The organism is Pseudomonas sp. P4_B3 (assembly GCF_056402295.1).
Genome location: NZ_JBFUHR010000021.1, coordinates 20,260 through 47,244 on the forward strand (window position 1 = coordinate 20,260; position 26,985 = coordinate 47,244).

Sequence of the window (26,985 nt, forward strand, 5' to 3'; positions counted from 1 at the left end):
CTGGACCACGGCAAACAAGGCAAGCGTCATGCAGCACGTAGCGGTTCGGTCAACTGGCCCGGCACCTTGCTTAATGGTCGGCCCCGTCAGCGTGCTGATCTGTTGTATCAACTGCGCACCCGTTCGCCCCATGAACTGTGGCTGGTGATTGTCGATGCGTCGGCTTCGACCCGCCGTCATCAGGCGTTGAGTGATGCCAAAGGCTTGCTGGCGCAGCTGTTCGATGATGCCTACCGCCAACGTGCGCGCCTGGCGTTGCTGACCGCCAGCGGCTCGGTGCCCAAGTGGCAGGTGCAAGGGTTGAAGGCTTCCAACGGTTTGCGCCATTGGCTTGATGGGCTCGGCGCAGGCGGCGGAACGCCGTTGCTGGCGGCGCTGGGTGAGGCGAGGCACTGGCTGACCGCGCGGCAAAAACGCTTTCCGGCGGAACAGCAAAGACTTTTATTGGTGACCGATGGGCGGCTGAAGGACTGGTCCATGCTGCCGGCAATCGAATGTCCAGGGCTGGTGATCGACATCGAACGCGGGCCGATTCGTCTTGGGCGCAGCAAAGTATTGGCTGCGCAGCTGCAATCGGATTATCGACATATGGACGATCTGCTTCCAGGCTGAACATTGCGCTGTCTGTGCTGGCCTCTTCGCGAGCAAAGTTGCTCCCACATCAGATCTGGCAAAGATCCAGTGTGGGAGCGGCGGTGCGGCGATCCGACTTGCTCGCGACGGCATCAATCCGGTTTCGGGTCGTCAGGGTAAAAATTCATCGACGATCTATGCTCACTGGGCAAATCCATCACAGGAGTGAACCATGCGTATCCTGGCCGTCAATGAACAGGGCGATTTTCGCGTCAAGGCTTACGCCGGCACCAATGGCGTGCTGTTGGCCATGGACCTGGCCGAATCCCGTCGCATTGGCCTGTTGGGTTTTGCCATTGAAAAACAGCAGGGCAGCAAACCCTGGATGTTTCTGTTCAATAGCCTGACGTTCCCGGACAAGGACCATACCTTCCCCCAGTTGCACGCCACGCCCAGTGATATCGCACCGTTACAGAAATTCCGCTGGGCCGATTACGCGGTCAATCCGGGGATGACGATCCATTATCGGGTCTACCTGGTCTACGGCAGCCACAATGCGCCACAACTGGGTGAGTGCCTGGAGGTAACGGTCACCTCCGACGATGGCCATCCCGGCAACCAAAGTGTCAGTTTCAACCGCGCAGTAGCCGCCAGTCAGGCGTTCGAGCGCAAGTTTCCCGACCTCGATGCACTCATTGGCAAAAAGAACAAGCTGCCCATCGAAGCCTGGCCCGATGCCCCGCGTAGATGGTTGGAGAACGGTTTGCTCGGGCGCTTGTTGGGGTTTATCGCGCGTGCTGTCGATGGCCAGTGGGCGCTGGATATCGCCATCTATGAGTACCAGTTACAGGTGATAGTCGACGCAGTGGAGGCTGCGCTGGAACGCGGCGTGAAAGTTCGCGTCCTTTATCACGCGCAACCGGGCGAAGACACTACCGTCTTGAACGAGGTCAGCCTGAAAAATATCCCCCAGGCGAACAAACGCGGGCGGGTCACCCACAATATCTTTCACAACAAGTTCATGGTCTTGAGTCGGCTCGACGCAGCGGGGCAGTATCAGCCCGAAGCGGTACTCTGCGGCAGTACCAACTTCACCCCCAACGGCGTTTACCGTCAGGCCAACGTGGTGCATGTGCTGGACGATACGCGGCTCAGTACCCGTTATCTGCAAACCTTCGAGCAGGTCTGGAGCACGCCGGCAGATGTCGGCGCCACGCGGCAATGGATCACGCAGCACAACCCGATGGATCCGACGCAGGCACTTTTCGCCGGGTTCTCGCCGCGCTCGGGCGGGGGTGACCTGGATGAGTTCGTCTCGATCATCAATGCCGCGAAAAAGGACGTGCTGTTCGTCACTGCGTTCGCCTTGCCCGACGCCATCCTCAACGCCTTGCTCGGCTTGCCCCATGACGACATCCTGCGCTATGGCCTGCAAAACACCGCCAGCGAAATCACCGGGTTTCACGCCGACCGCACCGCTGAATTCACCACCGTTGCCCTGCTCGACAAAGGGCTGGAAGGCTGGCTCAAGGAAAGCAGGGAGGGTCAGAAGGGCAATATCCTGGTGCACACCAAAGCCATCGTCACTGACTTCACCAGTGATGCGCCGACGATCATAAGCGGTAGCCACAACCTCAGCGCCGCAGCCAGCAACGGCAATGACGAAAACTATCTGATCATTCGCGGCGACACCGATCTGGCAGACCGTTATGGCCTGGAATTGCTACGGTTCTACGAGCATTACCGCTTTCGTTATTTCGCGAAAAAACTTGCGCTCAAGCAGGTCCAGCCGTTGGCGACGGATAACAGCTGGACTGATCACTATTACCGCGCGGGGGATCTACGGATGTTGTCGCGACTGCGGTTTACCGGCCAATAGCGATCCATCAGTCCGCGTTCATGGCCCGGCGATACTGACGCGTGCGTTTGGCGATGTATAACTGATCAATAATCAACGCCAACAACGCCGAAATCTTGGGTCGGGTGGTGCGCCCACGACTCAAGCGATGCAGCTGGAATTTGACCACCGCCATGCTCGCCAGCGCAGCCAGCGGCTTGCGCTTCCAGCGGATCGGCGGCAGTTGCGGATGGCTGTTCTGGCCTTCGCGCCAATGCTTGACCAAGTGCGGCTCCACGGCCAGCGCGGTGCCGATGCCAGCCATGGCGATGCCGCTGTCGAGGACCTGTTCGACAATTTCCAAACGCCGGATCCCGCCCGTCACCATCACCGGCATCCGCGCCACGCTGGCCAGTTCACCGGCCATTTCCAGAAAGTACGCCTCCCGTGCCAGGGTCCGGCCGTCGCGCGCTTCGCCTTGCATGGCCGGTGCTTCGTAACTGCCACCGGAGAGTTCCAGCAGGTCGATCGGTTGTTCGTTGAGCCACAGGATCACCTGCCGTGCATCATCGGCATCGAAACCACCGCGCTGGAAATCCGCTGAGTTGAGCTTTACCGACACACAAAATTGCGGCGACACCGCGTGGCGAACCGCCGCGACGACGGACAACAGCAGGCGCGCACGATTTTCCAGCGAACCGCCCCATTGATCGGTGCGCCGATTGGTGAGCGGCGAAAGGAACTGGCTGATCAGGTAGCCGTGGGCGGCGTGGATCTGCACACCGGTAAAACCGGCTTTCTCCGCCAGTGCGGCGCTGGTGGCGAAGCGTCGGATCACTTCCTGGATATCGTCCTCGCTCATGGGTTTGGGCTCGGCGAACATCTTCGAAAACTGGCCGAGATCCAGCGCAACCGCCGATGGCGCCAAGGCTTGCTGGCCGAGGTTGGCCATGGTCTGGCGACCAGGATGATTGAGCTGCACCCAGAAATGCGCACCGCCGGCCCGACCGACGCTGGCCCACTGGCGGAAGCGTTCCAGGTGGCGCTCGTCCTCCAGCGCTACACCGCCGGGGCCGGTCATGGCGCGGCGGTCGATCATCACATTGCCGGTCAGCAACAAGCCGGCTTCGCCCCCGGCCCAGGCCTGATAGAGGCGCAACAGCGCCTGGTCGGGCACCTGATCGGTGTTCGCGAGGTTCTCTTCCATCGCGGCTTTGGCAATGCGATTGCCGATGGTCTGGCCGTTGGGCAAATTCAAGATCTGGAAGGGCGACATGCTTGACTCCTCGAAGTGATGAGCAGAGGCTAAGCTTAAAGTTAACTTTAATGTCAAGCGAATAAATGAGGCCCCTATGAAGATTGGTGAATTGGCGCAGTTGAGCGGGTTGACCGCCTCGCGCATCCGCTTTTACGAATCTCAGGGCTTGATCCGCCAGGTCGAGCGTTCTTCCAACGGTTATCGGCATTACTCGCAACAGGCGCTACAAACCCTGCAACTCATCCAGTGCGCACAACAGGCCGGTTTCAGCCTGGAAGAACTCAAGCAGTTGCTGCCGGATAATGTGACCGGCGCGTTCAAGCACGATGAGTTGATGGCGGGCCTGCATCGCAAGATCGAGCAGATCGAAGAGATGCAACGGCACCTGGCCCATAGCAAGGCGCAGTTGCAGGGGTGGATCGACACCATTCAGGACAAGCCCGAAGGCATGTCCTGCGATGAAAATACCGAACGGGTGATGACGTCATTCAAGCATTAGGTCAGGTATCGACCTTGACCAGCGCCTGGTCCAGCGTGTCACCATCGAGCAACCGGGGCAGGCCGATGCTGATGGTCACCGGGTGTTGAGTGGGTTCAGCCTGCGCCGATTTTTCAGCACTTCATCTTCAATGGTTTTGTACGTCGCCGACCTTGGTGTTGTGCTGGTTATCGAGAATCACCTTACCCCACGGTCGGTAGCGTAGGGAGAACACTGACGTCGGGTGGCAACCCGGCGATGAAGTTTGCAGGGGCATCGGTTCGGCACGGAAGGGTTGCCCGGCAGCGCTGACTTGCCGAAAGGCTTCCCTGACGATGCCGATGGAGCAGGGCAGTGCATTGGCGTAGCCGTTGCGAACCAATGGTGGCAAACGTCCAGTGCCGGCGCCGTCCTGCCACCACACCTGAATACCGGCGCTCGCCACGTCGCCCAGCCATTGGCCATTCACTTGCGGTGCGAGTTTGCCGACGCTGAATACGCTGATGTGCAGTGGCGCGTCGAGCTTGCCGGCAAAGTCCTTGAGCTGGCGTTGCAACCTTTGCCGGCGATCCAGTGGCAGAAAGTGCAGGTCATCCAGTTCCAGGGGCAAATACCAACCGCTGACCGGCAGTTTCCACTCCTCGCGCAACTTCTGCTGCTGGGCCAGTGACTGCCCCAGTTGCGTTTGCCAGTACGTTGCCAGCCCGGCGCTGTCCAGCTCATCGATGCGTTGGTAATAGGCCGGGTCCATGCGCAGCCCCAGCACCAGTTTCAGGCCTTGGGCCCGGGCCAGTTTCAGGCTGCCCGCAAGCCAGCCGTTGGCGCCGCCGAAGTCCGAATCGCCGTAGGCCGTCCACTGCACAATCACCGTATGCACGCCTTGGCGAGCGGTGTCCTGCCAGATCCGCTGCCATTGCGCCTGGCTCAGGTTGGCATCGGCATTGAGCGGCTGGTAGAAAATACGCTCGTCGGCATGGGTCGCCGCGCTGCCCAGCAACAGGCACAACGCCAAAAGAAGTTGCCTCATCAGAAATTCAACTCCACGCCCAGTAGCACGCCGTTGCCGCCGTCATACAGATTGCCGCCCAACGCTTGTTGATACTCGGTGCGTACAGTCAGGTGTGCGCGATAGGCGTTGTAAATGTCATCGTTGAACCACCATTGCCAACGCAGGCCCAGACCGGTGCGCAGATCCTGGCGCCAGTCGTTGCTCGGGTCCTGGCTGGCGAACTCGAGGAAACCGTACGGCATGATCGTTTGCGCGCCGTTGAACGGCAGCTTCCAGGTGTGCCCTTGCTGGAAGCGCGACAGCCATTGATGGTCGCCGGCCTTGGTCCACCACGCCGCGTCAAGGTAGAGGAAGCGCTCCTCCCAGTCGCTTTCATCGACTCGCCAATCGTTGCGGAATCGACCCTGATCAAGGAACGACGCCGTGGCGCGCAACAGGTAGTCAGTGGTGGTGTGTCCATCGTCACGATGATCGTCCACCTGATCGGACAGCTTTTCGGGTACCAGCATCTGGCCGAGGCTCAGGCCATGGTTGTCCTGGTCATCGAACTGGCTTTGTTTGTAGAGCTCGCCATAGAAGTTGATGTTGGCGGTGCCCCAGGGCTTGTAGCGCAGGCCGACGCCGGTGCCGAGGGATTCGGCATAGCTCGAACGGCCCACGCCGCCAAGCAGCACGCGGCCATAGACCGACAGCGTGCTGCCGGCGCGGCTGGGTTCATCGCCCAATGCGTGGTCCCACATGGCCAGTTGCACGTTCTGCGAACTGGAGCGCCGCTGCGTGCCGGTGCTCTGGTCAGGGCGCACGAAGTCGTTGGTCGATATCCCGGCCGGCGACCAGGTACTGGCGATGGTGACTGAGTCACGACGGGACAGGCTTTCGTGAGCGCGGCGCTGGCGATAGCGCCGCGCTTGCATGCTGCCTTCCTCGTCATCGGCGGCCACCGGGTTCTGCTCCAGGTCGATCACGCGTTCCAGTTCTTTGCGTGCCGAGGCGCTGTCTTCGACCTCGTCATAACGCCAGGCGAGGGTTTCGCCGAGGCGATAGTCTTCCGGGAAATCCTGGGTGGCGCGTTGCAGATACGGGATGGCGCGGGCTCGTTCTGTCCGGGTCTCGGCACCGGCCAGGTGCACGCCGTAGTCGGCACGATAGCGGGGATTGTCCGGTTCGCGGCGTACCGCTTCGGCCAGCCATTCGGTACTTTGTTGCAGGTCGCCGGCCTTTTGCGCCGTGACCGAGGCCGCATAGAAATGCTCGGCATCCGGTACCAGCAGCAGGGCGGAGCGCTGACGCTGTAGCGCGAGCGTGTGATCGCCCCGGGCATCGGCAATCGCCGCGCCCAACGTCCACTCATTGGCGCCACGGGTGCGGCTTAGTTGCCAGTAGCGTTCGGCCGTTTGCGTATCGCCGATATTCAGGGCGCCGCGGCTGGCAGTGAGGCGGGCATTGTCGCTGAGTTCGGCGTCCGGAATGCTGCGCCAGATGGCCAGGGCACCCGCCGAGTCTCCGGCAGCTTCCAGGGCGTAAGCCAGTGGCAAACGACTGTTTTGGTCGCCCATTTTTTCGGCGGTCTGGTAATACACCACCGCTTCACCGGGGCGCTCGGGCATTGCACAACGGCCGAGGGCGCGGTAGTCGCCCGCGGCTTGCGGGAGATCGCCAATTGCCTGTTGAACCGCGTCGCACTGGCCGTTTTCCGCCAGTTGCGCCAGCAGTTGGCCGCGGGTGGCGGGGTCGACGCGGTTGAGCAGCGAAGCGATGCGTTGCTGTTGTGCCGCAGTCGGCGTCGACGCGGCATACAACCCCGCCAACCGTTGCAGCAGGGGCGTCGGCAGCTTACCGCCGTGGCGGTCGAAGGCGCTCTCGAGCAACTGTTGCGCATGTTCGCGTTGGCCGGCATTCAGCGCCAGGTAAGTGGCCTGATTGAGCGAATCGAGGTTGCCGGTCTGCTGGTAATGCCGTTCCCAGAAGGCCGCCGCTTCGCTGTTGTGATCCGATGCCTGGAGCAGTTCAGCGCGGCGTTTGACCACGTCGGCGGTCTGCGGCTGGCTGGCGAGATAGGCCATGATTTTGTCGCTGCGGCCCTCATCCTGCCAGGCGTCCAGTAGACGTTCACGGCGTCGCGTGTCCCAGGGCTCCGGCAAACGAGTGCTTTGCAGCAGTTCGGTAGCTTGCAGGCGCTGGGCGAGAATCAGCCAGGTCTGCGGATCTGCGTCGGGCGGGCAACTTTGCAACTGACTGAGCGCGGCGTGCGGGTCGTGGCGGGACAGCCACTCGGCCGTCTCAAGGCACGGACGCTGCAACTCGCCACTCAAGCGTTGCACCGTGGCGCTGTCGCCGGTTTGCCGGGCCAGTTCCCACAGACGCTGGCGTTGCGCCGGATCGGCAAGATCGGCGGGCGGCAGCGATTGCATCCAGCGTTGCGCCTGCTGAATGTGGCCCATGGCAATCGCCCGATCGACCATGGCCTGTCGAGTCTTGCGCGCGGCTTCCGGGCTTGGTGCTGTTTGCAGCAATTGCTGCAAAGGTTGCTCGTCGAGGCGTTGCACGTAGGCGTTGGCCAGGCGTTGCCAGCTTTGGGCATCGAGTTGTTGGTTCGCGGCCAGGGGTGCCAGTTCTTTGATGGTGGCATCCCAATCGCGTAGTTGCTCGGACCAGTTGGCCCGGGCCTGTTGCAGCGCTTGCTCATCACCCTTGGGTGGCAGTTGCGCCAGCCAGTCATGGGCCGAGGCCGCGCCGCCGCGCTTGGCCAGGCTGGCGCTGTAGGCCTGCCACAGGCGCACGCGATGCTCCAGATTGCTGGAGGCTATCCACTGCTCCACCTGTTTTCTGTCTGGCGGATCCTGCTCGATCCAGGCCAGGCGCAGATTGAGCAGGGTGTCGCTGTTGGCCGGGGTATCCGGTAGCGCTTGCACGGCCTCTTCGTAGCGTTGCTGCTTGACCAGCGATTGCACCAGTAACGCCCGCGCTTCATCGTTTCCTGGCACTTCGCTCAGCAGGTGGCGCATCAGCCGTTCGACTTCCTTCCAGTTGCCGTTTTTCGCTTCGCGGTAACTGCGGTCCATATAGGGGTAACTGCGGAACTGATCGAAATCGGTCAACGGTTCGGCTTGCACCCACGCTGTCGTGTTCAGGCAGAGCAACAGGCTACCGGCCATCAAGGTTTGACGATGGACGGGCTTCATACGACCTCCCGGGCAATGCAGTAGGCAGCGTGCTGCTCGCTCGTCTGATCGGACAGGGCCTGTTCGAGGATTTCCTGGGTGATCATGCCGCGTTCAATCAAGTGTTCACCTAGAGACATTTTTTCCGCATCGAAATCGATCAGCGCCTGATTGAACAGGGTTGGCGGCACCATGCCGCGTACTTGCAACAGGTTGCCCAGCAACACCTGGTGATGGCTGACGCGCTCGATCAGGTCTTCGTCGTCCTGATGTTGCTCAAGCACCTCAAGCATCTGATGTACTTCCTCGCTTTGACGAGGGCTGGCGTACCAGTAGCGGATCCCCAGCGTAACCCGACCTTGTGGTGCAAGGCGGCAACGCACCGGGCGTTTCAGTTGACGGCTGATGGCTCCCAGAGACACCTGGCTCACCGGACCTTCGGAAGCCAGCACCAAGGTTCCGTTTTCCTCGGCGACCGGCAGCACGCCATAGTGTGTGGCGATTTTGCGCGGCACCGCATCGATCAGGCGCTTGTCGAGTTTGAACGGATTGAGTGGCGCCCATTCCAGGTCCAGCTGTTCGGCCAGGGTCTGCACCAGTTGCGTAGTGTCGATGTGTCCGCGCAGCAGCAGTTCGTGACCCAGGCGCCGGCGTACCGGGTTGGTGATCGCTGCCTCGAGTTGATCTTCAGTGAGCAGGCCTTTTTCCACCAGTCGATGGCCCAGCGGTGTGCGCTGGGCCTCGGCCAGGGCCGGAAATTCATGAGTGGTCTTGTCCCAGGCGACGCGACGTGAATCGCCCATTTGCATCACCTGGCGTAGCGCTCGAAGGTTGGCGAAGAAATTGACGAAATTGCTCCACATCATTCGGGGGGCTGACAGCAGCCCTTCGCCCAGACCGTAATAACGGGTGACAAACCAACCGCGCTGAAACAGCCGATTGAGCAGCATGAAACCGTTGAGCCACAGCAGGGTCGCCAACAACGTGCTGTCGGAGAGGAACGACGGGTACCGCCAGGCATTCGGCGTGATCACGGTGACCAGCCACATCGCCAGCAACACCAGAAGCAGAATGTTCACCAGGAAGCTCAACAGGTACGCAATCAGGCCACGGCGGTCGCGCCACAGAAAATAATTGAGCAGGCCCTTGGAGCTCCAGCCCAGATTCTTGGTGCCCTGGAACACTATACCGACGATCCATCGTGACTTCTGGCGGATCGCGTGCCGCAAATCCCTGGGGAAGTGCTCGCGCACGCAGATCACCTGGGAAAACGCACGGTCCATCCCGAACACCCAAGGCTGTTCAAGCGCCAGTTTCGGGTCGGTCACCGAGTAGCGGGCGAAGATGCACTTCATGCCTTTTTGCTTGAGGCGAAAACCGATGTCGTAGTCCTCGGTGAGGCTCTGCACGTCGAACGCAATGCCATCACCGTCCTCGAGCAGGGCACTGATGGCCTTGCGGCTGAAGCAAGTGCCGACCCCGGCGCTGGGCACTTGCCCGGTCAAGGCCTCGCGCACGATGACATCCTTGCCATGGTTCTCGGCGAACTCGTCGACATAGTGCCCGGCGGTGAAGCCTTTCCATTCCGGTGCGTAGGGGTAGACCGGAATCTGGATCAGGTCCTTGGCCGGCAGCAGGTAGTTGAACAGGCGCAATTCCATGGGCGAAATCACGTCCTCGGCATCGTGCAGGATGAAGCCGGCGAACTGGATTTTTGCATCGTTTTCAAAACGCAGGATCGCGTCGATCACATTGTTCAGGCAGTCGGCCTTGCTGGTGGGGCCGGGGCGCGCGCACACCACTTTGTGCACGTTGGGATAGTGCAGGCACACCGCATCGACGTCGGCCTGGGTCTCGGCGTCGTTGGGGTAGGTTCCGACGAAAATCTGATAGTTCTCGTAGTCGATGGTCGAGGCGGCCAGGCGCGCCATTTCGCCGACCACGCCGACTTCGTTCCACGCCGGCACCATGATCGCCAGGGGTTTTTCGCCGATGGAGTACAGCCGTTGCTCATCGGCGCGCTTGAACTTTTCATAGATCCGCCAGCGCCGGATCAGTTTGCGGGTCCAGTACACCAGGTCGATGAACAGGTCATCGAGCCCGAGTATGAACATCAGCAGGGCCAGGGTAATCGCGAGGTATTTGAGTGCGAACAACGCATAGGCAAAAAAGTCGACAAAAGCCAGGTTCATACGGCTTTACCCGCCGCCCGGTGTTTCAACCAGATGCCGAGGCGATTGGCGATGCGTTCGCTGGCGTGTCCGTCGCCATAAGGACTATGGACCCGGCTCATGCGCTGGAAGGTGGCGTCATCATCGAACAACAGGCTCGATTCCTTGACGATACGATCGGTGTCGGTGCCCACCAGCACCACCGTTCCGCCTTCGAGCGCCAATGGCCGCTCCGTGACATCGCGCAGCACCAACAACGGTTTGCCAATGGCGGGGGCTTCCTCCTGGATGCCACCGGAATCGGTGAGAATGAAATGCGCGCGGCCCATCAGCCAGACGAAATGCTGGTAATCCTGCGGCGCTACCAGATAGATATTGGGTTTGTCCGAGAGAACGCTGTAGACCGCCTTTTGCACCTGCGGATTGAGGTGCACCGGGTAGACGAATTGCACATCGGAATAACGTTCGGCGAGGGTGGCCAGGGCCAGGCAGATGTTGCGAAAGCCGCCGCCGAAGTTCTCCCGGCGATGCCCGGTGATCAGCACCATGCGCCTGTTGTCGTCGAGCACGGCCAGCGGCGAGTCGGCCGCCGGGTGCCAGTGGGTTTCCTGTTGGTGATTGCGCATCCATACCAACGCATCAATCACCGTATTACCGGTGACCTCAATGTTGGCCTTGGACACACCTTCGCGCAGCAGGTTGTCTTCGTTATTGGCGGTCGGCGCGAAATGCAGGTCGGCGATGACCCCGGTCAGGTGCCGGTTGGCTTCCTCCGGCCAGGGTGCGCGCAAGTTGCCGGTACGCAAACCCGCCTCGACGTGGCCGATGGGCAACTGGCGATTGAAGGCGGCGAGGGCGGCAATGAAGCTGGTGGTGGTGTCGCCGTGCACCAGCACGACATCCGGTTGCACCCGCTCGTAGGCTTTGTCGAGCTGCCCCAGCAATTGTTCGGAGAGGCCGTTGAGCGTCTGGCCCTGGGTCATCACCTGCAAGTCTTCATCGACCGTCAGTTCGAACGAGTCGAGGACCTGCTTGAGCATTTCCCGGTGCTGGCCAGTGGAGCAGATGTTCAGGGTGATACCCGGCCAATTGCGCAGGACCCGCGCCAAGGGCGCCATCTTGATGGCCTCCGGACGCGTACCGAAAACCATCATGACTTTAAATGACATCAACCCTCCTGGGACCGCACGCGCCGGATACGTCGCGGCTGCTAAAACCGGCTATTTCTCGGACATAGAATAAAGCAGTCGGGTGGGGCGTTGTCCAATGAACTGCACTGGCTCGCAGGTCTTGCTTCGAATGGGTTCATCTGCGCCCGGTTGTGAACCAGATACCCGCCCTTTGTAGCCAACGGTAGCGGTCAGGAGGCCGTGCGTTTGGTAACGATTTTTCCTGTTTGCATGCATCCCCCTGATTCAAAACAAATTTCAATCTCGCTCACATTTCCTCCACATCCGGTGGCACACTTTCTGCTGTCTATTCCGTTGTTACATACATAGTTCCGGTATAACGGAATAAACATCACCCTGGAGTGCTTGCCATGCATCGCCGACCTTCCTTGTTCAAAGCGTGTGTTTTTCTTTTCGCAGCTTCTGCCGCTGCCATGGGCGTGGCCCAGGCAGCAGACAGCAAGCTCGATAGCGTTCTGGCCCGCGGCAAACTGATTGTAGGCACCGGCAGCACCAACGCGCCGTGGCACTTCCAGGGCGCGGATGGCAAGTTGCAAGGCTTTGATATTGATATCGGGCGCATGGTGGCCAAGGGCTTGTTCAACGATCCGGGCAAAGTCGAGTTCGTGGTGCAGTCGTCCGACGCACGTATCCCCAACCTGCTGACCGACAAGGTCGACATGAGCTGCCAGTTCATCACCGTGACGGCCAGCCGTGCCCAGCAAGTGGCGTTCACCCTGCCGTACTACCGCGAAGGTGTCGGCCTGCTGCTGCCGGCGAACAGCAAGTACAAGGAAATCGATGACATGAAAGCCGCCGGTGACAGTCTCACCGTGGCGGTGCTGCAAAACGTCTATGCCGAAGAGCTGGTGCACCAGGCGCTGCCCAAGGCCAAGGTCGATCAGTACGACAGTGTGGACCTGATGTACCAGGCCGTGAACTCCGGCCGCGCCGACGCGGCGGCCACCGACCAGTCTTCAGTGAAATACCTGATGGTGCAGAACCCCGGCCGTTACCGCAGCCCGGCCTACGCCTGGAGCCCGCAGACCTATGCGTGCGCGGTCAAGCGCGGCGACCAGGACTGGCTGAACTTCGTCAACACCACCCTGCATGAAGCCATGACCGGCGTTGAGTTCCCGACTTACGCGGCGTCGTTCAAGCAGTGGTTCGGTGTGGATCTGCCAACGCCGGCGATTGGCTTCCCCGTCGAATTCAAATGATTCCGTGAGAGTGGGGCGATTTGAGTCGCCCCGCTCAAGGTACTTCTGACCATGAACTATCAGTTGAACTTTGCCGCCGTCTGGCGCGATTTCGACACCTTGCTGGCGGGGCTCGGTATGGGCCTTGAACTGGCGCTGGTGTCGATCGCCATCGGCTGCGTGATCGGCCTGATGATGGCGTTTGCCTTGCTGTCCAGGCATCGCGCATTGCGGGTGCTGGCGTCGGTGTATGTCACGGTGATTCGTAACACGCCGATCCTGGTGTTGATCCTGTTGATCTACTTTGCGTTGCCGAGCCTGGGGATCCGGCTGGACAAGATCCCCTCGTTCATCATCACCCTGTCGCTGTATGCCGGGGCGTACCTGACTGAAGTGTTTCGCGGCGGCTTGCTGAGCATTCCCAAGGGGCTGCGAGAAGCAGGGTTGGCCATTGGCCTGGGCGAGTGGCAGGTCAAGGCCTACGTCACCGTGCCGGTGATGCTGCGCAATGTGTTGCCGGCCCTGTCGAACAACTTCATTTCGCTGTTCAAGGACACTTCGCTGGCGGCCGCGATTGCCGTACCTGAGCTGACCTATTACGCGCGCAAGATCAATGTCGAGAGCTACCGGGTGATTGAAACCTGGCTGGTGACCACGGCGCTTTATGTGGCGGCCTGTTACCTCATTGCCATGATGCTGCGTTACCTCGAACAGCGTCTGGCGATTCGCCGATAGGAGGCCCCATGTACGAATCCCCCAGTTGGTTGCATGAGTTGTGGGTGGCGCGGGAAGTGCTGTGGCAAGGCTTCCTGACCAGCGTCCAGGTGTCGGTGCTGGCGATTTTGCTCGGCACACTGGTTGGCGTCGTCGCCGGGCTGGTGCTGACCTACGGCAAATTCTGGATGCGCGCACCGTTTCGTTTTTATGTCGATGTGATTCGCGGCACGCCCGTGTTCGTGCTGGTGCTGGCGTGCTTTTACATGGCGCCGGCGCTGGGCTGGCAGATCAGCGCGTTCCAGGCCGGTGCGCTGGGTTTGACGCTGTTCTGCGGCTCCCATGTCGCCGAGATCGTGCGCGGTGCCTTGCAGGCCTTGCCGCGTGGGCAGATGGAAGCGAGCAAGGCCATTGGCCTGACGTTCTACCAGGCCCTCGGCTACGTGCTGTTGCCCCAGGCGTTGCGGCAGATTCTGCCGACCTGGGTCAATTCGTCGACCGAGATCGTCAAGGCCTCGACCCTGTTGTCGGTGATTGGTGTAGCGGAATTGCTGCTCAGCACCCAGCAGATCATCGCCCGGACTTTCATGACTCTGGAGTTTTACCTGTTCGCCGGATTCCTGTTCTTCGTCATCAACTACGGCATCGAGTTACTCGGCCGGCACATTGAAAAGCGGGTGGCTTTGCCATGACTCAGACTCAAACCAATGCACAAAACGGCCAACCCCTGCTGGACATTCGCGGCCTGCACAAGCGTTACGACCAGCTTGAAGTGCTCAAGGGCGTCGACCTGACCATGCAGCGCGGCAACGTGGTAACGCTGATCGGTTCCAGCGGCTCGGGCAAGACCACGCTGCTGCGCTGCGTGAACATGCTCGAAGAGTTCCAGGGCGGGCAGATCCTGCTCGACGGTGAATCCATCGGTTATGACGAGGTCAACGGCAAACGCATTCGCCACCCGGAAAAAGTCATTGCCCGCCATCGCGCCATGACCGGCATGGCGTTCCAGCAGTTCAACCTGTTTCCGCACCTGACTGCATTGCAGAACGTCACCCTGGGTCTGCTCAAGGTCAAGAAACTGCACAAGGACGAGGCGGTGGCCCTGGCCGAGAAATGGCTGGAGCGTGTTGGCCTGCTGGAACGGCGTGATCACTTTCCCGGTCAGTTGTCTGGCGGGCAGCAGCAGCGCGTGGCGATTGCCCGGGCGATTGCGATGAACCCAAGCCTGATGCTGTTCGACGAAGTGACCTCGGCCCTCGACCCGGAACTGGTCGGTGAAGTGCTGAGCGTGATCAAGGGCCTGGCCGAAGACGGCATGACCATGCTGCTGGTGACCCACGAAATGCGCTTTGCGTTCGAGGTTTCGGACAAGATCGTATTCATGAATCAGGGGCGTATCGAAGAGCAGGGGCCACCCAAGGACCTGTTCGAGCGCCCGCAATCGCCACGACTGGCGGAATTTCTCAAAAGCACTCGCTTTTAACTTTATTTTCAAAGCAGGAGAAACACCCATGAGCATTACTCGTTACGGCACCGGCAGCACCGCCGCTGGCGGTCAGCCTCGCCCTTTCGCCCGCGCCGTTGAAGCCGATGGCTGGCTGCACGTTTCCGGGCAGGTGCCGGCGGTGGACGGCGAGATCATTGTCGGTGGCATCGTCGAGCAGACCCACCAGACCATGAAAAACCTGATCGCGATTCTCGAAGAGGCAGGTTTCGGCCTGGAAGACGTGGTGCGTGCTGGCGTGTGGCTGGAGGATCCGCGGGATTTCACGAGTTTCAACAAGGTCTTCTCCGAGTACTTCAAACCCGAACACGCCCCGGCGCGGGCCTGTGTGCAGGCGAACATGATGGTCGACTGCAAGGTGGAGATCGACTGTATTGCTTACAAGAAAAAGGCTTGATCGGCGGTTGCTCTTGTAGGAGCTGCCGAAGGCTGCGATCTTCTGGCGTTTTTTGATGGGTGCTGCCAAGGCAAGATCAAAAGATCGCAGCCTGCGGCAGCTCCTACGGGCGACTTTGAATGGGAACCACTGAAATGACCGAAGACACCATCAAGCGCCGGGCACGCGGTCTGGACCGGGCGTTCGATATCCTCGATTTCCTCAAGGAGATCGGCCAGCCACTGCGCCCGAACGACATTGCAAACGGCATCGGCAGCCCCAAATCCACGGTCTACGAACTGGTGGCCTCGCTGCTGGAACGGCGGATCCTGGAGCCGGTGGGCAAGGACGGTCATGTCTACCTCGGTCGTCAGTTGTACTTTCTCGGCCAGGCCCACTTGCGCCATTTCGACCTGACCCGTGAAGCCGATCACGCGCTGCAGGAAATCGTCAGCCAGACCCATGAAACGGCGCAGATGTGTCTGCTCAACGGGCGCAAATACACCGTTGCGCTGATGAAGGAGGGGGAACGGCATTTCCGTATTTCCTCGGACATCGGCGAAAACGCGCCCATCCCCTGGACCGCCTCCGGGCGGCTGTTGCTGGCGCACCTGAGCGACCAGGCAATCGTCGACCTGATCGACCACGACGACTTCATCCTGCCCGACGGCGAACGCTTGCCGCTGGAACAGTTTCTCAAGGAAATCCGTCAGGCCGGGATCGATGGATTTTTCTCTTTCGATAGCGTCGCTGACACCTTTACCCATTGCTTTGCCGCACCAGTCAAAGACCCTGACGGCGTGGCCATCGCGACCCTGTGCATCGTCGCCCCACGGGCCGATGCCAAGAAAAATTACAACGACTACCGCCGGGTGCTGATCGACAGCGCCAACAGCCTGGCCCGTCGCATCAACGAATAACAGCGGCTGCCTGCGGCCCCGTGAACGAGGAGTTCGACCATGTTTTCTGCCCCCCATACTGCCAACGTGGACAAAGGCGCTGCGCCGATCGGTGCCAGCCTGGTGCGTGACGTCAGCCTGCCCGCGCTGGTACTGCACCGCGAGGCGCTGGAACACAACATTCGCTGGATGCAGGACTTCGTCAGCAACAGCGGCGCGGAACTGGCGCCCCACGGCAAAACCAGCATGACCCCGGCGCTGTTCCGTCGCCAACTGGACGCCGGTGCCTGGGGCATCACCCTGGCCAGCGCCACGCAAACCCGTGCCGCCTACGCCCATGGCGTGCGCCGGGTGTTGATGGCCAACCAGTTGGTCGGCATGCCGAACATGGCGCTGATCGCCGACCTGCTGGCCGACCCGACGTTCGATTTCTATTGCATGGTCGATCATCCGGACAACGTCGCCGACCTCGGCGCCTATTTCGCCTCCCGCGGCGTGCGCCTGAACGTCATGATTGAATACGGCGTAGTCGGAGGTCGTTGCGGTTGCCGCAGCGAGCAGGAAGTGCTCGATCTGGCCAAGGCCATCGTCGCGCAACCGGCCCTGGCCCTGACCGGGATCGAAGGCTACGAAGGCGTGATCCATGGTGATCACGCCGTGACCGGTATCCGCGATTTCGCCGCGTCACTGGTGCGCCTGGCGGTGCAGTTGCAGGACAGCGGCGCCTTCGCCATTGCCAAGCCGATCATCACCGCGTCGGGCTCGGCCTGGTATGACCTGATTGCCGAATCCTTCGAAGCGCAGAACGCCGGTGGACGTTTCCTCAGCGTGCTGCGTCCTGGCAGTTACGTGGCTCACGACCATGGCATCTACAAGGAGGCGCAGTGCTGCGTACTCGACCGTCGCAGCGATCTGCACGAAGGCCTGCGTCCGGCGCTGGAAGTGTGGGCGCACGTGCAGTCATTGCCGGAGCCGGGGTTTGCGGTGATTGCCCTGGGCAAGCGCGACGTGGCCTACGACGCCGGCTTGCCGGTGCCGTTGTTGCGGTACAAGGCGGGTGTGGTGCCGGCCAAAGGCGATGACGTGAGTGCGTGCAAGGTGACCGCGGTGATGGACCAGCATGCGTTCATGACCGTGGCGCCAGGGGTTGGTCTGCGGGTGGGCGACATCATTTCGTTCGGCACATCGCACCCGTGCCTGACGTTCGACAAGTGGCGTGTCGGCTGTCTGGTGGACGAGCAACTGAACGTCATCGAGACCATGGAAACCTGTTTCTAAGGTGCAGGACCGAGGCGCGGCCTTCGCTGTAGGAGCGGGCTTGCCCGCGAAGAGGCCCTACCAGACAAAAGAGAAATCCGCGTATGAACACCATCAACACCCTGGGCCCCAACACTCCACGCATCGCCCTGATAGGCGAATGCATGATCGAGTTGCAGCATCGCGCCGACGGCAGCCTGCAACAGAGCTTCGGTGGCGACACCTTGAACACGGCGGTGTACCTGTCCCGGGAACTGGGAGAGAACGGCACCGTGGATTACGTCACCGCCTTGGGCGATGACAGTTTCAGCGACGCGATGTGCCAGAGTTGGGCGGAGGAAAATATCGGGCTCGGCATGGTTCAGCGCCTGCCGGGACGTCTGCCGGGTTTGTATTGCATACAGACTGACGCCGCCGGTGAGCGACGCTTTCTGTACTGGCGCAACGAAGCGGCGGTACGCGATTGCTTCACCACCCCGGCCGCCGTGCCGATCCTTGCGGCGCTGCCGGATTACGACGTGCTGTACTTCAGCGGCATCACCCTGGCGGTACTCGGCGTGCAAGGCCGGGAAAAGTTGCTGAACACCCTGATCGAAGCCCACCAGTGCGATGCGCGAATTGTGTTCGACAACAACTACCGGCCACGGCTGTGGGCGTCGGTCGAGGACGCCCGGGCGGCGTATCGCCGTGTGCTGCCGCATGTCGACCTGGCGTTGCTGACAGTGGATGACGAAGAGGCGTTGTTCGGTTACTCCGATTGTGAGGCGGTGTTCGCTGCGTATGAGCAGATGGGTACGCCGGAGGTGGTGCTCAAGCGCGGCGCCGAAGCGTGCCTGATTCGTTGTGATGGCGAGTCATTCGAGGTGCCGGCGCAGAAGGTAGCGCGGGTGGTGGACACCACGGCGGCGGGGGATTCATTCAGTGCCGCGTATCTGGCTTCGCGGCTCAAGGGCGGCAGCCCTTCGCAAGCTGCCGAGGCCGGGCATCGGTTGGCGAGCCGGGTGATTCAGGTACCAGGGGCGCTGATCCCGAAGTAAGCGTTGAGTGGCCGCTGGCTGCGCCATCGGTTCGCGGGCAAGCCCGCTCCTACAAAAATTACGCGTACCTGTAGGAGCTGGCTTGCCAGCGATACGGCCCTCAAGCCAAACCATCAATCCCGGAAAAACACCTGCACCAGGTGATAGCCGAACTTGCTCTTGATCGGCCCATGCACCACCCGCAGCGGTTTTTTGAAGATTACCGCATCGATCACGCCGACCATCTGCCCCGGGCGTACTTCACCGAGGTCACCGCCGCGCTTGCCCGAGGGGCAGGTCGAGTACTTCTTGGCCAGGACATCGAACGCTTCACCCTTGGCGATGCGTTGTTTGAGCTGCTCGGCTTCTTCCGAGGTTTTCACCAGAATATGGCGGGCTTGAGCTTTCATGTGGCGGTTACCTTGCAACGGTGGTGGCTATGTGGGTGGCAGCGGGGGCGCGCGATTATGCCTCAACTCAGTTTGGTTGACCGATCATCGTGCGAATCTTGTTGGCCAGCAGGTCGATGGAAAACGGTTTGGCCACCATGTCCATGCCTTCTTCGAGGAAACCCTGGCGTTCGGCGGCGATTTCCGCGTAACCGGTCATGAACAGTACTTTCAGTTCGGGGCGGTGCTGGCGGGCGATTTCTGCCAGTTGCCGGCCGTTCATGCCTGGCAACCCGACGTCGGTCACCAACAGGTCCAGCCGCAGGTCTGACTCCAGCACCGGCAGGGCACTCTTGGCATCTTCGGCTTCATGGGCGCGGTAGCCGAGCTCCTTGAGCAGGTCCAGTACCAGCATGCGCACCGCCGCATCGTCCTCTACCAGCATCACGGTTTCGCCGGCAATCGCCGCCGGTGCCTCGCCGCCGACGGGCGACAGGACTTTTTCCGACTCGGCCGAATGCAGACGCGGCAGGTACAAGCGCACGCTGGTGCCCCGTTCAGGCAGGCTGAACAGACTGACGTGGCCCCCCGATTGTTGGGCGAAACCGTAAATCATCGACAAGCCCAAGCCAGTGCCCTGGCCAATGGGCTTGGTGGTGAAGAACGGGTCGAATGCCTTGGCCAGCACCAAGGGCGTCATGCCGGTGCCGTTGTCGCTGACGGTAATCATCACGTAGTCGCCGGGCTTGAGTGGTTCCAGGGTCGTGATGTCGCTGCCGTCGAGGTACACATTGGCGGTTTCGATCTGCAGCACGCCGCCATCCGGCATGGCGTCCCGGGCGTTGATCACCAGGTTGAGCAAGGCGTTTTCCAACTGACTGACATCCGTGCTGATCCGCCAGATGTTTTCGGCCAGTTGCAGTTTGAGTTCGATGTGGTCGCCCTTGGTTCGACTGAACAAGTCTTCGAGCGAGTGAACCAACTCGTTGGGGTTCAGCGGCTTGCGGTTGAGCGACTGTCGCCGGGAGAACGCCAGCAAGCGATGGGTGAGGGCGGCGGCACGGTTGGCCGAGGACACTGCCGCCTCGGTGAATCGGCCGATCTCGCTGGCACGGCCGTCGGCGATGTAGCGCTGCATCAGGTCGAGGCTGCCGATGATGCCAGTGAGCATGTTGTTGAAGTCATGGGCGATGCCGCCGGTAAGCTGGCCGACCGCATCCATTTTCTGGGCATGGCGCAAGGCGTCTTCGGCACGCTCACGTTCGAACATCTCGTTCTGCAGGCGCTCGTTGGCCTCGGCCAGTTGGCGGGTGCGGGCGGCAACCCGTTCCTCAAGGGTTTCGTTCAGGTTGCGCAGGGCTTCTTCGGTCTTTTTGCTTTCGGTTTCATCGATCACGAAGATGTAGAAACCGTTTACCGCGCCGTCTGCGCCGTGGCGTGGCAGGTAATTCATCAAGGCCTGGCGGATGCTGCCGTCGCGGTGTGGCGTGCTGATGCTGAAACAGCAGGGCCGGCCGGACAGCGCCTCAGTGATGTACGGGGCGCGCAGTGCATAGGCTTCTTCGCCGATCACTTCAAGAATGGTTCGCCCGTAAAGTTCTTGCGGCGTCAGCCCGTACCAGTCGAGGTACGCCGCATTGTTCAGGCGAAAGCGTTCTTCGCGGTCAACGTAACTGATCAGGACCGGCATGGCGTTGATGATCAGTTGCAGCTCGGTCTGGCTCTGGCGCAGGGCCTGTTCGGTGTGTTTACGTTCGGTCAGGTCCAGGGCGGCGCCGAGGAAGCGCATCGGCCGGCCGTGGTGATCCTTGTAGCAGCGACCGCGGGCAAACACCCAACGCATCTGGCCGTCGGTTTGGAGCAGGCGATACTCCTCGGCGTACTCAGTGCCGTGGGTGATGCAATGCTTGATGCTGCGGGCGATCAGGGCGCGGTCTTGCGGGTGTACGCCGTGCAGGTACTCGCTGATCGGCAACTGGCTGGCCATGGCCGGGTCGATCCCGTGCAGTTGGGCAAAATGCGCATCGGCGATGAAACGGTCCTCGCTGATGTCCCAGTCCCAGGTGCCGACCGCATCGGTGGCGGCGAGGGCCAGTTGCAGGCGCTCCTCGGTTTCACGCTGGGCCTTGAGGCTGGCCGCCGAGCGCTGTTCGAGTTCGAGGGCGATGCGCCGGCGTTCGTTGGTTTCGATGGCGGTGACCAGGATCCCGGCCACCTTGGCACTTTCGTCACGGATCGGGCTGTAGGTCAGGTCGAGCCAGAAGTCGGATTCCCGGTCCCCGCGTTGCAGGGTAAAGCGCTGCTCGCTGTAGGTTCGCACCTGACCTTGCAGGACGGCGCTGTATATCGGGTCGGTAAAGTCTTGCAACTCTGGCCAGATCAGGTGTGTCGGTTGGCCGAAAGCGTGTGGATGTTTGCTTCCGGCGAGCAGGGCGAAGCCGTCGTTATAGATCTGCGTCAGCTGCGGGCCCCATAGCAGCAGCATCGGCATCGGTGAGTGAATGACGATGTCCACGGCGGTTCGCAGGCTTTGTGGCCAAGTGCTGGCAGCGCCCAGCGGGCTGCTTGCCCAGTCGATTCGGGCGATCAAGGCCTGGGCATCGCTGGCGGTTGGTGTTGCGTTCATCTGGGAGTCCTGCACATGAGTCGCTTTGGCTGGCCTCTATTCTTGCACAGGTGGTCGATTGTGGAGGACCCGTCAAGGGTGAGCGGTCAAGCGACACAGAACCCTGTGGGAGCGGGCTTGCCCGCGAAAGCGGTTTCACATCCGACGCAGATGTTGTCTGAACCACCGCAATCGCGGGCAAGCCCGCTCCCACAGGGGATTGTGGCGCTTCAGGATTTGAGTTCGGGCCGGTCACGAAATTGTTCCAGCGCCTCGGGATTGGCCAGCGCATCAGTGTTCTTCACCTTCTGCCCGTGCACCACATTGCGTACTGCCAACTCAACGACTTTGCCGCTGATGGTCCGGGGAATGTCGGTAACCGCGACAATCTTCGCCGGCACATGGCGTGGCGTGGTGTTGGCGCGAATCGTCTGGCGGATCTGCTGTTGCAGCGCCTCGTCCAGTTCGAGCCCGTCGTGCAAGCGTACGAACAGCACCACCCGCACGTCATCCTGCCACTGCTGACCGATGGCCACGCTGTCGAGTACCTGGGGGACTTTCTCCACCTGACGATAGATTTCCGCCGTGCCGATGCGCACGCCGCCGGGGTTGAGCACGGCATCGGAGCGACCGTGGATCATCATCCCGCCATGGGGCAGTTGTTCGGCGTAATCACCTTGGGCCCAGACGCCGGGGAACAGGCTGAAATAGGATTGGCGCAGTTTCTCGCCATCGGGATCGTTCCACAGGCCAATGGGCATCGCCGGGAAATGCCGGGTGCAGACCAGCTCACCTTTTTCGCCGCTCACCGGGTGGCCTTCGTCGTTCCACACTTCGACGGCCATGCCCAGGCTCTTGCCCATGATCTCGCCACGCCTGACCTGCGACATCGGGTTGCCGTTGACGAAGCACGAGACGATGTCGGTGCCACCGGACATCGAGGCCAGGCACACGTCAGCCTTGAAGTCGCGATAGACGAAGTCGTAACTCTGCGGTGACAGCGCCGAGCCGGTGCATAGCAGCATCTTGAGGCTGCTCAGGTCATGGCTTTCACGGGGCTTGATACCGCTGCTTTCCAGGGTCGCGAGGTATTTGGGGCTGGTGCCAAAGACACTGATGCCCTCGTCGTCGATCAGGTCGATCAGGCGCTGCGGCTCGGGGTGGAACGGCGAGCCGTCGTACAGCACCACGGAGCTGCCTGTCGCCAGCGCCGACACCAGCCAGTTCCACATCATCCAGCCGCAGGTGGTGTAGTAGAACAGCCGTTCACCGGGGCCGAGATCACCATGCAGGCCGTGTTCCTTGACGTGTTGCAGCAACACGCCGCCGGTGCTGTGGATGATGCATTTGGGTACGCCGGTGGTGCCGCTGGAGTAGAGGATATACAGCGGATGGGCGAAGGGCACGGGGACGAAATCCGGCTCGCCGCCGGGCGTGTAGAAATCGTCCCACAACGTCACATTGGCCTGGGTGCGGAATTCTTCTATGTGCGCGTGTGGCCGGGCGTAAGGCACGATGATCAACTGTTGCAGCGAAGGCAGACGCTGGAGAATCTCGTTGACCTTGGCGGTTTGGTCGATGTCCTTGCCGGCGTAGCGATAACCGGCGCAGGTCACCAGCACTTTCGGTTCGATCTGGCCGAAACGGTCAACCACCCCTTGGGTGCCGAAGTCCGGCGAAGAGCAGGACCAGATGGCGCCAAGGCTGGTGGTGGCGAGCATGGCCACCAGGGTTTGCCAGGTGTTGGGCATGCACGCGGCGACCCGGTCGCCAACCCTGACGCCGGCTGCTATCAGCCCGTTTTGAAAGCCGGCGACATGTTCCGCGAGTTCGGCCCAGGTCAAATGTTCACGCAGACCGTTTTCGCCAACGGCTACCACGGCGATCGCATCATCGCGACGCTGTAGCAGGTGTTCGGCAAAGTTCAGCGTTGCGCCGGGGAACCACTGGGCGCTGGGCATCTGCGGGCCTTCGAGCAGCACCGCGTCAGGTTGCTCGTGGAAGCGGATGTCGAAGAAGTCGACGATGGCCTGCCAGAAGTCCGGGCGTTGCTCGATGGACCATTGGTGCAGGGCAGGGTAGTCGTCGATCTTGAGGTGATGCCGCTGATTGATGAAACGCCGGAAGGCCTCCATGCGGGTCTTGCCAATGCGTTTGGCGTCAGGTTGCCAGAGGATGTCGGACATGGTTTGCCTCTTCTTATGCCTTTAGATCCATTCGCGGGCAAGCCCGCTCCCACAGGTTTTGCTTTTTTGCTGGAAATCAGTTCAACACAAAATCCACCGGCTCCAGCTGTGGCGGCAACTCTGTCACACCCAGGGCCGCCAGTACATCACGCTCGATGTTGCGCACGATGGCGTCGGTGGGCAGGTCGTTTTCGTCGCGGCCGAAGGGGTCTTCCAGTTCATCGGCAATCGCATCCAGGCCGAAAAAGGTGTAGCTGACAATCGCGGTGAAAATCGGTGTCAGCCAACCCAGGGGTTCGGCCATGGCAAACGGCAAGAGGATGCAGAACAGGTAAATGGTGCGGTGCAGCAACAGGGTGTAGGGGAACGGCAGCGGGGTGTTCTTGATTCGTTCACAGACGGCCTGGGCATGGGTCAGGCTGGTCAGGTGGTTGGCCATGAGCGTGTAGCGCCAGTCGTTGATCGCCCCTGACTCGTTGAGTGCCGAGCACTGCTGACCGACCTGCATCAGTATCTGCCCGCTGACGTCCGTGGTGTTGCCCTTGGGCATCGGCTGCAGCCAGTCGCCACTGGCGGCCAGTTCGTTTTCCTGGCGCAGCCGCGCGTTGAGGGCATGGGCAAAGCCACACAGGTTGCTGAGGACCGTGTGTCGCTCATCCGTGTCTTTGATAGCCAGGGTTTCACGAATCATCGAGCGGACTTCCACGATCACATCGCCCCACGCCTTGCGCGCTTCATACCAGCGGTCGTAGCAGGCGTTGTTGCGAAAGCTCATGAAGATCGACAACGACAAACCCAGCAGCGTGAAGGGCGTGGCGCTGACCTTGGAAAAGTAGCTGGGGTGCAAGGTTTCGATGAGCACGATGGCCGAGGCGAGCAGCGTCACCATCAGGCTGCGCCAGGCGATGCGTTTGGCAATCGAACCCTTGAGGGACGTCAGCACGCCGATCAGGTTGGGTTTGGGTCTCACGATCATGGGTTTCAGCCGCCCGTCATGTTCATGAAGCGAATGACCTGAACATCGTCGTTTACTTCGAAGTTGTGTCGATAAGGCTTGAGTTTCATCGCCTCGATAATGGCTTTTTCCAGGCGCTCGGGCTGTCCGGGGTGGCTGCGCAAGACCGCCTTGAGATCCACGGCGTGCTCATTGCCCAGGCACAGCAGCAGACGTCCTTCCACGGTCAGTCGCACCCGGTTGCAGGTGCCACAAAAGTTGTGGCTGTGGGGGGAGATGAACCCCAGGCGAATCTGCGGCGCCTCGGCCAGGCGCCAGTAGCGCGACGGACCCTGGGTCGACTCGGCGGAATCAATCAAAGTGTAGCGTTCGCCGATGCGTTCACGGACCTGGGCACTGGAGAAAAACGCTTCGGCGCGGCTGTGCTCGTGGATGGTGCCCAGCGGCATTTCCTCGATAAAGGAAATGTCGAGGTTGCGGTCGATGGCGAAGCTCACCAGATCATTGATCTCATGGTCGTTGCGGCCCTTCATCACCACGCAATTGAGCTTGGTGTTGCGGAAGCCGGCCTGGTTGGCGGCGTCGATGCCCTTGATCACCTGCGCCAGATCACCGGTGCGGGTCAGTTCGCGAAAACGTTGCGGGTCCAGGCAATCGAGGCTGATGTTGAGGCGCTTGACCCCGGCTTCGAACAACGGCTCGGCCAGTCTGGCCAACTGCGAACCATTGGTGGTCATGCACAGTTCACGCAGGCCGGGCAGGGCGGCGATCCTCTCGCACAGTTGCACCACGCCCGGACGGATCAGCGGCTCGCCCCCGGTCAGGCGGATCTTGCGGGTGCCCAGTGCGACGAAGCTTTCGGCAACCTGGTAAATCTCTTCCAGGGTCAGCACCCGTTGGCGCGGCAGAAACTGCATGTCCTCGGCCATGCAATACACGCAACGGAAATCGCAGCGGTCGGTGACCGACATCCGCAGATAGTCCACGCGCCTTGCAAACCCATCGATCAGGACTCGTTCTGACATGACTTCCTCTCCTGGCACCGAAAAATCTGTAGGAGCGAGCTTGCTCCGGGCGGCGATCCGACGATGGTCGTTAACGATTACGCGCGCTTTCTGGTTAAACGCGGTGCCCTTGGGGCAATCGCGAGCAAGCTCGCTCCTACAGTTACGAACTCCGTTAATAACGGATTTGTTGAACGCAGGCTAAGAGCAACTTCAAGGGGCGTCCAATCACTATTAATAACCGGTTGATCGACCGGCTCTATGATGAATTTAATTTGGCTTTAAAAGTTGCTTTTGTTGATTTCAAGGTATTGAAAAACAAAGTAAAAATACCGTGATAGATGGTTTCGATAACCTGGTCATAAATAGCGATTAGACAATATTTAAACGCCATTCATATGCTTTCTCCGCAAATCGAACAATGACCTGAGTCAGGTCGAAGCCTGTGTGCATTGTCACGGAGAAGTACCATGTCTCAAGTCGACCGATACAAACCCTACAAAGGTGCCGCCGCTGGTTGGGCAGTGAAAACGCGCTGAAGAGCATTCGCGTCATGCTCAAGACCAACCAGAACAGCGGGTTCGACTACCCCGGTTGCGCCTGGGGCGAGTCGCCGGAAAACGGCATGGTCAAGTTCCTGCTGCAATGGGAGCGCGAAGCACAGGTCAGCGGCGGCGAGTGTGATCTGCGTGTGGACGCCAATCCTTCATCCGGAACTCGCCACGCGCTGGTTTGCCCATGCGCACCTGGCGATGTTCGGCTTGCTCAAGACCCTGCGCCAACGCCACACCCATTGGCCGTTCGCCTTCACCCTGATGCTGGTGTTCCTGGGCTACATCGGTCTGGCGTTCAGCCTCTGGCCGAACATCGTGCCGCCGTCGATCAGCCTGTGGGCGGCGGCATCACGGCCGACCAGCCAGTTGTTCATCCTGATTGGCGCGCTGTTCATTCTGCCGATCATCTGATGTACACGGTCTGGAGCTACTACGTGTTCCGCGGCAAAGTGAGGATTGGCGATGGCTAGCATTGAAACGAATCAAACCGCACCCGCGCGCTGGTACAAGCGCCTGGGATGGCTGGTGGTGATCTGGCTGGGCAGCGTGGTTGCCTTGGGTGTGGTGGCGGGGGCGTTGCGGATGTTGATGCACGCGGCCGGGATGAGTAGCCACTGATGGCAAGCCATTAAAGGGTTCCAGTTCACTTTGAGGCGTATGTATGGATTGGA

22 protein-coding genes and 2 pseudogenes are annotated in these 26,985 nt (G+C 60.8%); 14 read left to right on the plus strand and 10 right to left on the minus strand.

The window, feature by feature from the left end; translation table 11 throughout:
* Positions 1-66 precede the first annotated feature (66 nt).
* The gene (locus tag AC1DWG_RS23380) at positions 67-612 is read left to right on the plus strand and encodes a vWA domain-containing protein (RefSeq protein WP_477764031.1); all 546 of its coding nucleotides are present in this window, start codon (positions 67-69) and stop codon (positions 610-612) included.
* A 193-nt stretch (positions 613-805) separates the two neighbouring features.
* Positions 806-2,452, plus strand: a complete 1,647-nt coding sequence (locus AC1DWG_RS23385) for a phospholipase D-like domain-containing protein (RefSeq protein WP_477764032.1) — start codon at positions 806-808, stop codon at positions 2,450-2,452.
* A gap of 7 nt (positions 2,453-2,459) precedes the next feature.
* Here AC1DWG_RS23385 and AC1DWG_RS23390 read toward each other — a convergent pair whose 3' ends face one another.
* Positions 2,460-3,686, minus strand: coding sequence for an NADH:flavin oxidoreductase/NADH oxidase family protein (locus AC1DWG_RS23390; protein ID WP_477788409.1), 1,227 nt, complete (start codon positions 3,684-3,686; stop codon positions 2,460-2,462).
* A 76-nt stretch (positions 3,687-3,762) separates the two neighbouring features.
* Between AC1DWG_RS23390 and AC1DWG_RS23395 the strand changes: the two genes are divergently transcribed.
* Complete coding sequence (locus AC1DWG_RS23395) at positions 3,763-4,167, plus strand: MerR family transcriptional regulator (protein ID WP_477788410.1); 405 nt, start codon at positions 3,763-3,765, stop codon at positions 4,165-4,167.
* Positions 4,168-4,294: 127 nt separating this feature from the next.
* Here the strand turns inward: AC1DWG_RS23395 and AC1DWG_RS23400 are convergent, their stop codons facing one another.
* The 4 genes from AC1DWG_RS23400 to wecB are packed head-to-tail and all read right to left on the minus strand — an operon-like array spanning position 4,295 to position 11,656.
* Positions 4,295-5,173, minus strand: coding sequence for a DUF4434 family protein (locus tag AC1DWG_RS23400; protein WP_477764035.1), 879 nt, complete (start codon positions 5,171-5,173; stop codon positions 4,295-4,297).
* On the minus strand, positions 5,173-8,337 hold the full coding sequence (locus AC1DWG_RS23405) for an NfrA family protein (RefSeq protein ID WP_477788411.1): 3,165 nt from the start codon (positions 8,335-8,337) through the stop codon (positions 5,173-5,175). The genes AC1DWG_RS23400 and AC1DWG_RS23405 overlap by 1 nt, the downstream gene beginning before the upstream one ends.
* Complete coding sequence (gene nfrB, locus AC1DWG_RS23410; RefSeq protein WP_477764037.1) at positions 8,334-10,508, minus strand: cyclic di-3',5'-guanylate-activated glycosyltransferase NfrB; 2,175 nt, start codon at positions 10,506-10,508, stop codon at positions 8,334-8,336. The genes AC1DWG_RS23405 and nfrB overlap by 4 nt, the downstream gene beginning before the upstream one ends.
* On the minus strand, positions 10,505-11,656 hold the full coding sequence (wecB, locus tag AC1DWG_RS23415) for a non-hydrolyzing UDP-N-acetylglucosamine 2-epimerase (protein WP_477764038.1): 1,152 nt from the start codon (positions 11,654-11,656) through the stop codon (positions 10,505-10,507). The genes nfrB and wecB overlap by 4 nt, the downstream gene beginning before the upstream one ends.
* A gap of 371 nt (positions 11,657-12,027) precedes the next feature.
* Between wecB and AC1DWG_RS23420 the strand changes: the two genes are divergently transcribed.
* From AC1DWG_RS23420 to AC1DWG_RS23455, 8 genes are all read left to right on the plus strand, one after another.
* Entirely contained in the window at positions 12,028-12,876 is an 849-nt protein-coding gene (locus tag AC1DWG_RS23420) for a transporter substrate-binding domain-containing protein (RefSeq protein WP_477764039.1), read from the plus strand.
* Positions 12,877-12,927: 51 nt separating this feature from the next.
* A complete protein-coding gene (locus tag AC1DWG_RS23425) occupies positions 12,928-13,590 on the plus strand; it encodes an amino acid ABC transporter permease (protein WP_108217292.1) in 663 nt (220 codons plus the stop codon).
* Positions 13,591-13,598: 8 nt separating this feature from the next.
* A complete protein-coding gene (locus AC1DWG_RS23430; RefSeq protein WP_477764040.1) occupies positions 13,599-14,261 on the plus strand; it encodes an amino acid ABC transporter permease in 663 nt (220 codons plus the stop codon).
* Complete coding sequence (locus tag AC1DWG_RS23435) at positions 14,258-15,052, plus strand: amino acid ABC transporter ATP-binding protein (RefSeq protein WP_116260650.1); 795 nt, start codon at positions 14,258-14,260, stop codon at positions 15,050-15,052. The genes AC1DWG_RS23430 and AC1DWG_RS23435 overlap by 4 nt, the downstream gene beginning before the upstream one ends.
* A 28-nt stretch (positions 15,053-15,080) precedes the next feature.
* Complete coding sequence (locus tag AC1DWG_RS23440; RefSeq protein ID WP_477755210.1) at positions 15,081-15,470, plus strand: RidA family protein; 390 nt, start codon at positions 15,081-15,083, stop codon at positions 15,468-15,470.
* 134 nt (positions 15,471-15,604) lie between these two features.
* Complete coding sequence (locus AC1DWG_RS23445; RefSeq protein WP_477788434.1) at positions 15,605-16,369, plus strand: IclR family transcriptional regulator; 765 nt, start codon at positions 15,605-15,607, stop codon at positions 16,367-16,369.
* 39 nt (positions 16,370-16,408) lie between these two features.
* Positions 16,409-17,626 carry an amino acid deaminase gene (locus tag AC1DWG_RS23450; RefSeq protein ID WP_477764041.1) on the plus strand — a complete coding sequence of 406 codons (1,218 nt, stop codon included), beginning with the start codon at positions 16,409-16,411 and terminating at the stop codon, positions 17,624-17,626.
* A gap of 83 nt (positions 17,627-17,709) precedes the next feature.
* The gene (locus AC1DWG_RS23455; RefSeq protein WP_477764042.1) at positions 17,710-18,642 is read left to right on the plus strand and encodes a sugar kinase; all 933 of its coding nucleotides are present in this window, start codon (positions 17,710-17,712) and stop codon (positions 18,640-18,642) included.
* A 113-nt stretch (positions 18,643-18,755) separates the two neighbouring features.
* On the opposite strand, the gene AC1DWG_RS23460 is transcribed toward AC1DWG_RS23455, so the two are convergent.
* The 5 genes from AC1DWG_RS23460 to moaA form a co-directional block, all read right to left on the minus strand.
* Positions 18,756-19,031 carry a peptidylprolyl isomerase gene (locus AC1DWG_RS23460; protein ID WP_008066899.1) on the minus strand — a complete coding sequence of 92 codons (276 nt, stop codon included), beginning with the start codon at positions 19,029-19,031 and terminating at the stop codon, positions 18,756-18,758.
* Positions 19,032-19,098: 67 nt separating this feature from the next.
* Entirely contained in the window at positions 19,099-21,636 is a 2,538-nt protein-coding gene (locus tag AC1DWG_RS23465) for a PAS domain-containing hybrid sensor histidine kinase/response regulator (RefSeq protein ID WP_477764043.1), read from the minus strand.
* Between the two features lie 209 nt (positions 21,637-21,845).
* Positions 21,846-23,801 carry an acetoacetate--CoA ligase gene (locus AC1DWG_RS23470; protein WP_477764044.1) on the minus strand — a complete coding sequence of 652 codons (1,956 nt, stop codon included), beginning with the start codon at positions 23,799-23,801 and terminating at the stop codon, positions 21,846-21,848.
* A gap of 76 nt (positions 23,802-23,877) precedes the next feature.
* Positions 23,878-24,777, minus strand: coding sequence for a bestrophin family protein (locus AC1DWG_RS23475; protein ID WP_477755215.1), 900 nt, complete (start codon positions 24,775-24,777; stop codon positions 23,878-23,880).
* Positions 24,778-24,782: 5 nt separating this feature from the next.
* Entirely contained in the window at positions 24,783-25,781 is a 999-nt protein-coding gene (moaA, locus tag AC1DWG_RS23480; protein WP_477788412.1) for a GTP 3',8-cyclase MoaA, read from the minus strand.
* Between the two features lie 449 nt (positions 25,782-26,230).
* Between moaA and AC1DWG_RS23485 the strand changes: the two are divergent.
* From AC1DWG_RS23485 to AC1DWG_RS23495, 3 genes and pseudogenes are all read left to right on the plus strand, one after another.
* Positions 26,231-26,397: pseudogene (locus tag AC1DWG_RS23485) on the plus strand (hypothetical protein); the annotation flags it as partial.
* A 31-nt stretch (positions 26,398-26,428) separates the two neighbouring features.
* A pseudogene (locus AC1DWG_RS23490) lies at positions 26,429-26,784 on the plus strand (cytochrome d ubiquinol oxidase subunit II); the annotation flags it as partial.
* The gene (locus AC1DWG_RS23495) at positions 26,777-26,932 is read left to right on the plus strand and encodes a DUF2474 domain-containing protein (protein ID WP_477764046.1); all 156 of its coding nucleotides are present in this window, start codon (positions 26,777-26,779) and stop codon (positions 26,930-26,932) included. The pseudogene AC1DWG_RS23490 and the gene AC1DWG_RS23495, both read left to right, overlap by 8 nt.
* Positions 26,933-26,985 lie beyond the last annotated feature (53 nt).

Bases quoted from the DNA above. Each gene is read 5' to 3' on its own strand.
- AC1DWG_RS23470 (WP_477764044.1), bottom strand. From the start codon at position 23,801: ATGTCCGACATCCTCTGGCAACCTGACGCCAAACGCATTGGCAAGACC.
- AC1DWG_RS23495 (WP_477764046.1), top strand. From the start codon at position 26,777: ATGGCTAGCATTGAAACGAATCAAACCGCACCCGCGCGCTGGTACAAG.
- AC1DWG_RS23430 (WP_477764040.1), top strand. From the start codon at position 13,599: ATGTACGAATCCCCCAGTTGGTTGCATGAGTTGTGGGTGGCGCGGGAA.
- AC1DWG_RS23450 (WP_477764041.1), top strand. From the start codon at position 16,409: ATGTTTTCTGCCCCCCATACTGCCAACGTGGACAAAGGCGCTGCGCCG.
- AC1DWG_RS23400 (WP_477764035.1), bottom strand. From the start codon at position 5,173: ATGAGGCAACTTCTTTTGGCGTTGTGCCTGTTGCTGGGCAGCGCGGCG.
- AC1DWG_RS23455 (WP_477764042.1), top strand. From the start codon at position 17,710: ATGAACACCATCAACACCCTGGGCCCCAACACTCCACGCATCGCCCTG.
- wecB (WP_477764038.1), bottom strand. From the start codon at position 11,656: ATGTCATTTAAAGTCATGATGGTTTTCGGTACGCGTCCGGAGGCCATC.
- AC1DWG_RS23405 (WP_477788411.1), bottom strand. From the start codon at position 8,337: ATGAAGCCCGTCCATCGTCAAACCTTGATGGCCGGTAGCCTGTTGCTC.
- AC1DWG_RS23475 (WP_477755215.1), bottom strand. From the start codon at position 24,777: ATGATCGTGAGACCCAAACCCAACCTGATCGGCGTGCTGACGTCCCTC.
- AC1DWG_RS23385 (WP_477764032.1), top strand. From the start codon at position 806: ATGCGTATCCTGGCCGTCAATGAACAGGGCGATTTTCGCGTCAAGGCT.
- AC1DWG_RS23425 (WP_108217292.1), top strand. From the start codon at position 12,928: ATGAACTATCAGTTGAACTTTGCCGCCGTCTGGCGCGATTTCGACACC.
- AC1DWG_RS23395 (WP_477788410.1), top strand. From the start codon at position 3,763: ATGAAGATTGGTGAATTGGCGCAGTTGAGCGGGTTGACCGCCTCGCGC.
- AC1DWG_RS23445 (WP_477788434.1), top strand. From the start codon at position 15,605: ATGACCGAAGACACCATCAAGCGCCGGGCACGCGGTCTGGACCGGGCG.
- nfrB (WP_477764037.1), bottom strand. From the start codon at position 10,508: ATGAACCTGGCTTTTGTCGACTTTTTTGCCTATGCGTTGTTCGCACTC.
- AC1DWG_RS23460 (WP_008066899.1), bottom strand. From the start codon at position 19,031: ATGAAAGCTCAAGCCCGCCATATTCTGGTGAAAACCTCGGAAGAAGCC.
- AC1DWG_RS23420 (WP_477764039.1), top strand. From the start codon at position 12,028: ATGCATCGCCGACCTTCCTTGTTCAAAGCGTGTGTTTTTCTTTTCGCA.
- AC1DWG_RS23465 (WP_477764043.1), bottom strand. From the start codon at position 21,636: ATGAACGCAACACCAACCGCCAGCGATGCCCAGGCCTTGATCGCCCGA.
- AC1DWG_RS23390 (WP_477788409.1), bottom strand. From the start codon at position 3,686: ATGTCGCCCTTCCAGATCTTGAATTTGCCCAACGGCCAGACCATCGGC.
- AC1DWG_RS23440 (WP_477755210.1), top strand. From the start codon at position 15,081: ATGAGCATTACTCGTTACGGCACCGGCAGCACCGCCGCTGGCGGTCAG.
- AC1DWG_RS23435 (WP_116260650.1), top strand. From the start codon at position 14,258: ATGACTCAGACTCAAACCAATGCACAAAACGGCCAACCCCTGCTGGAC.
- moaA (WP_477788412.1), bottom strand. From the start codon at position 25,781: ATGTCAGAACGAGTCCTGATCGATGGGTTTGCAAGGCGCGTGGACTAT.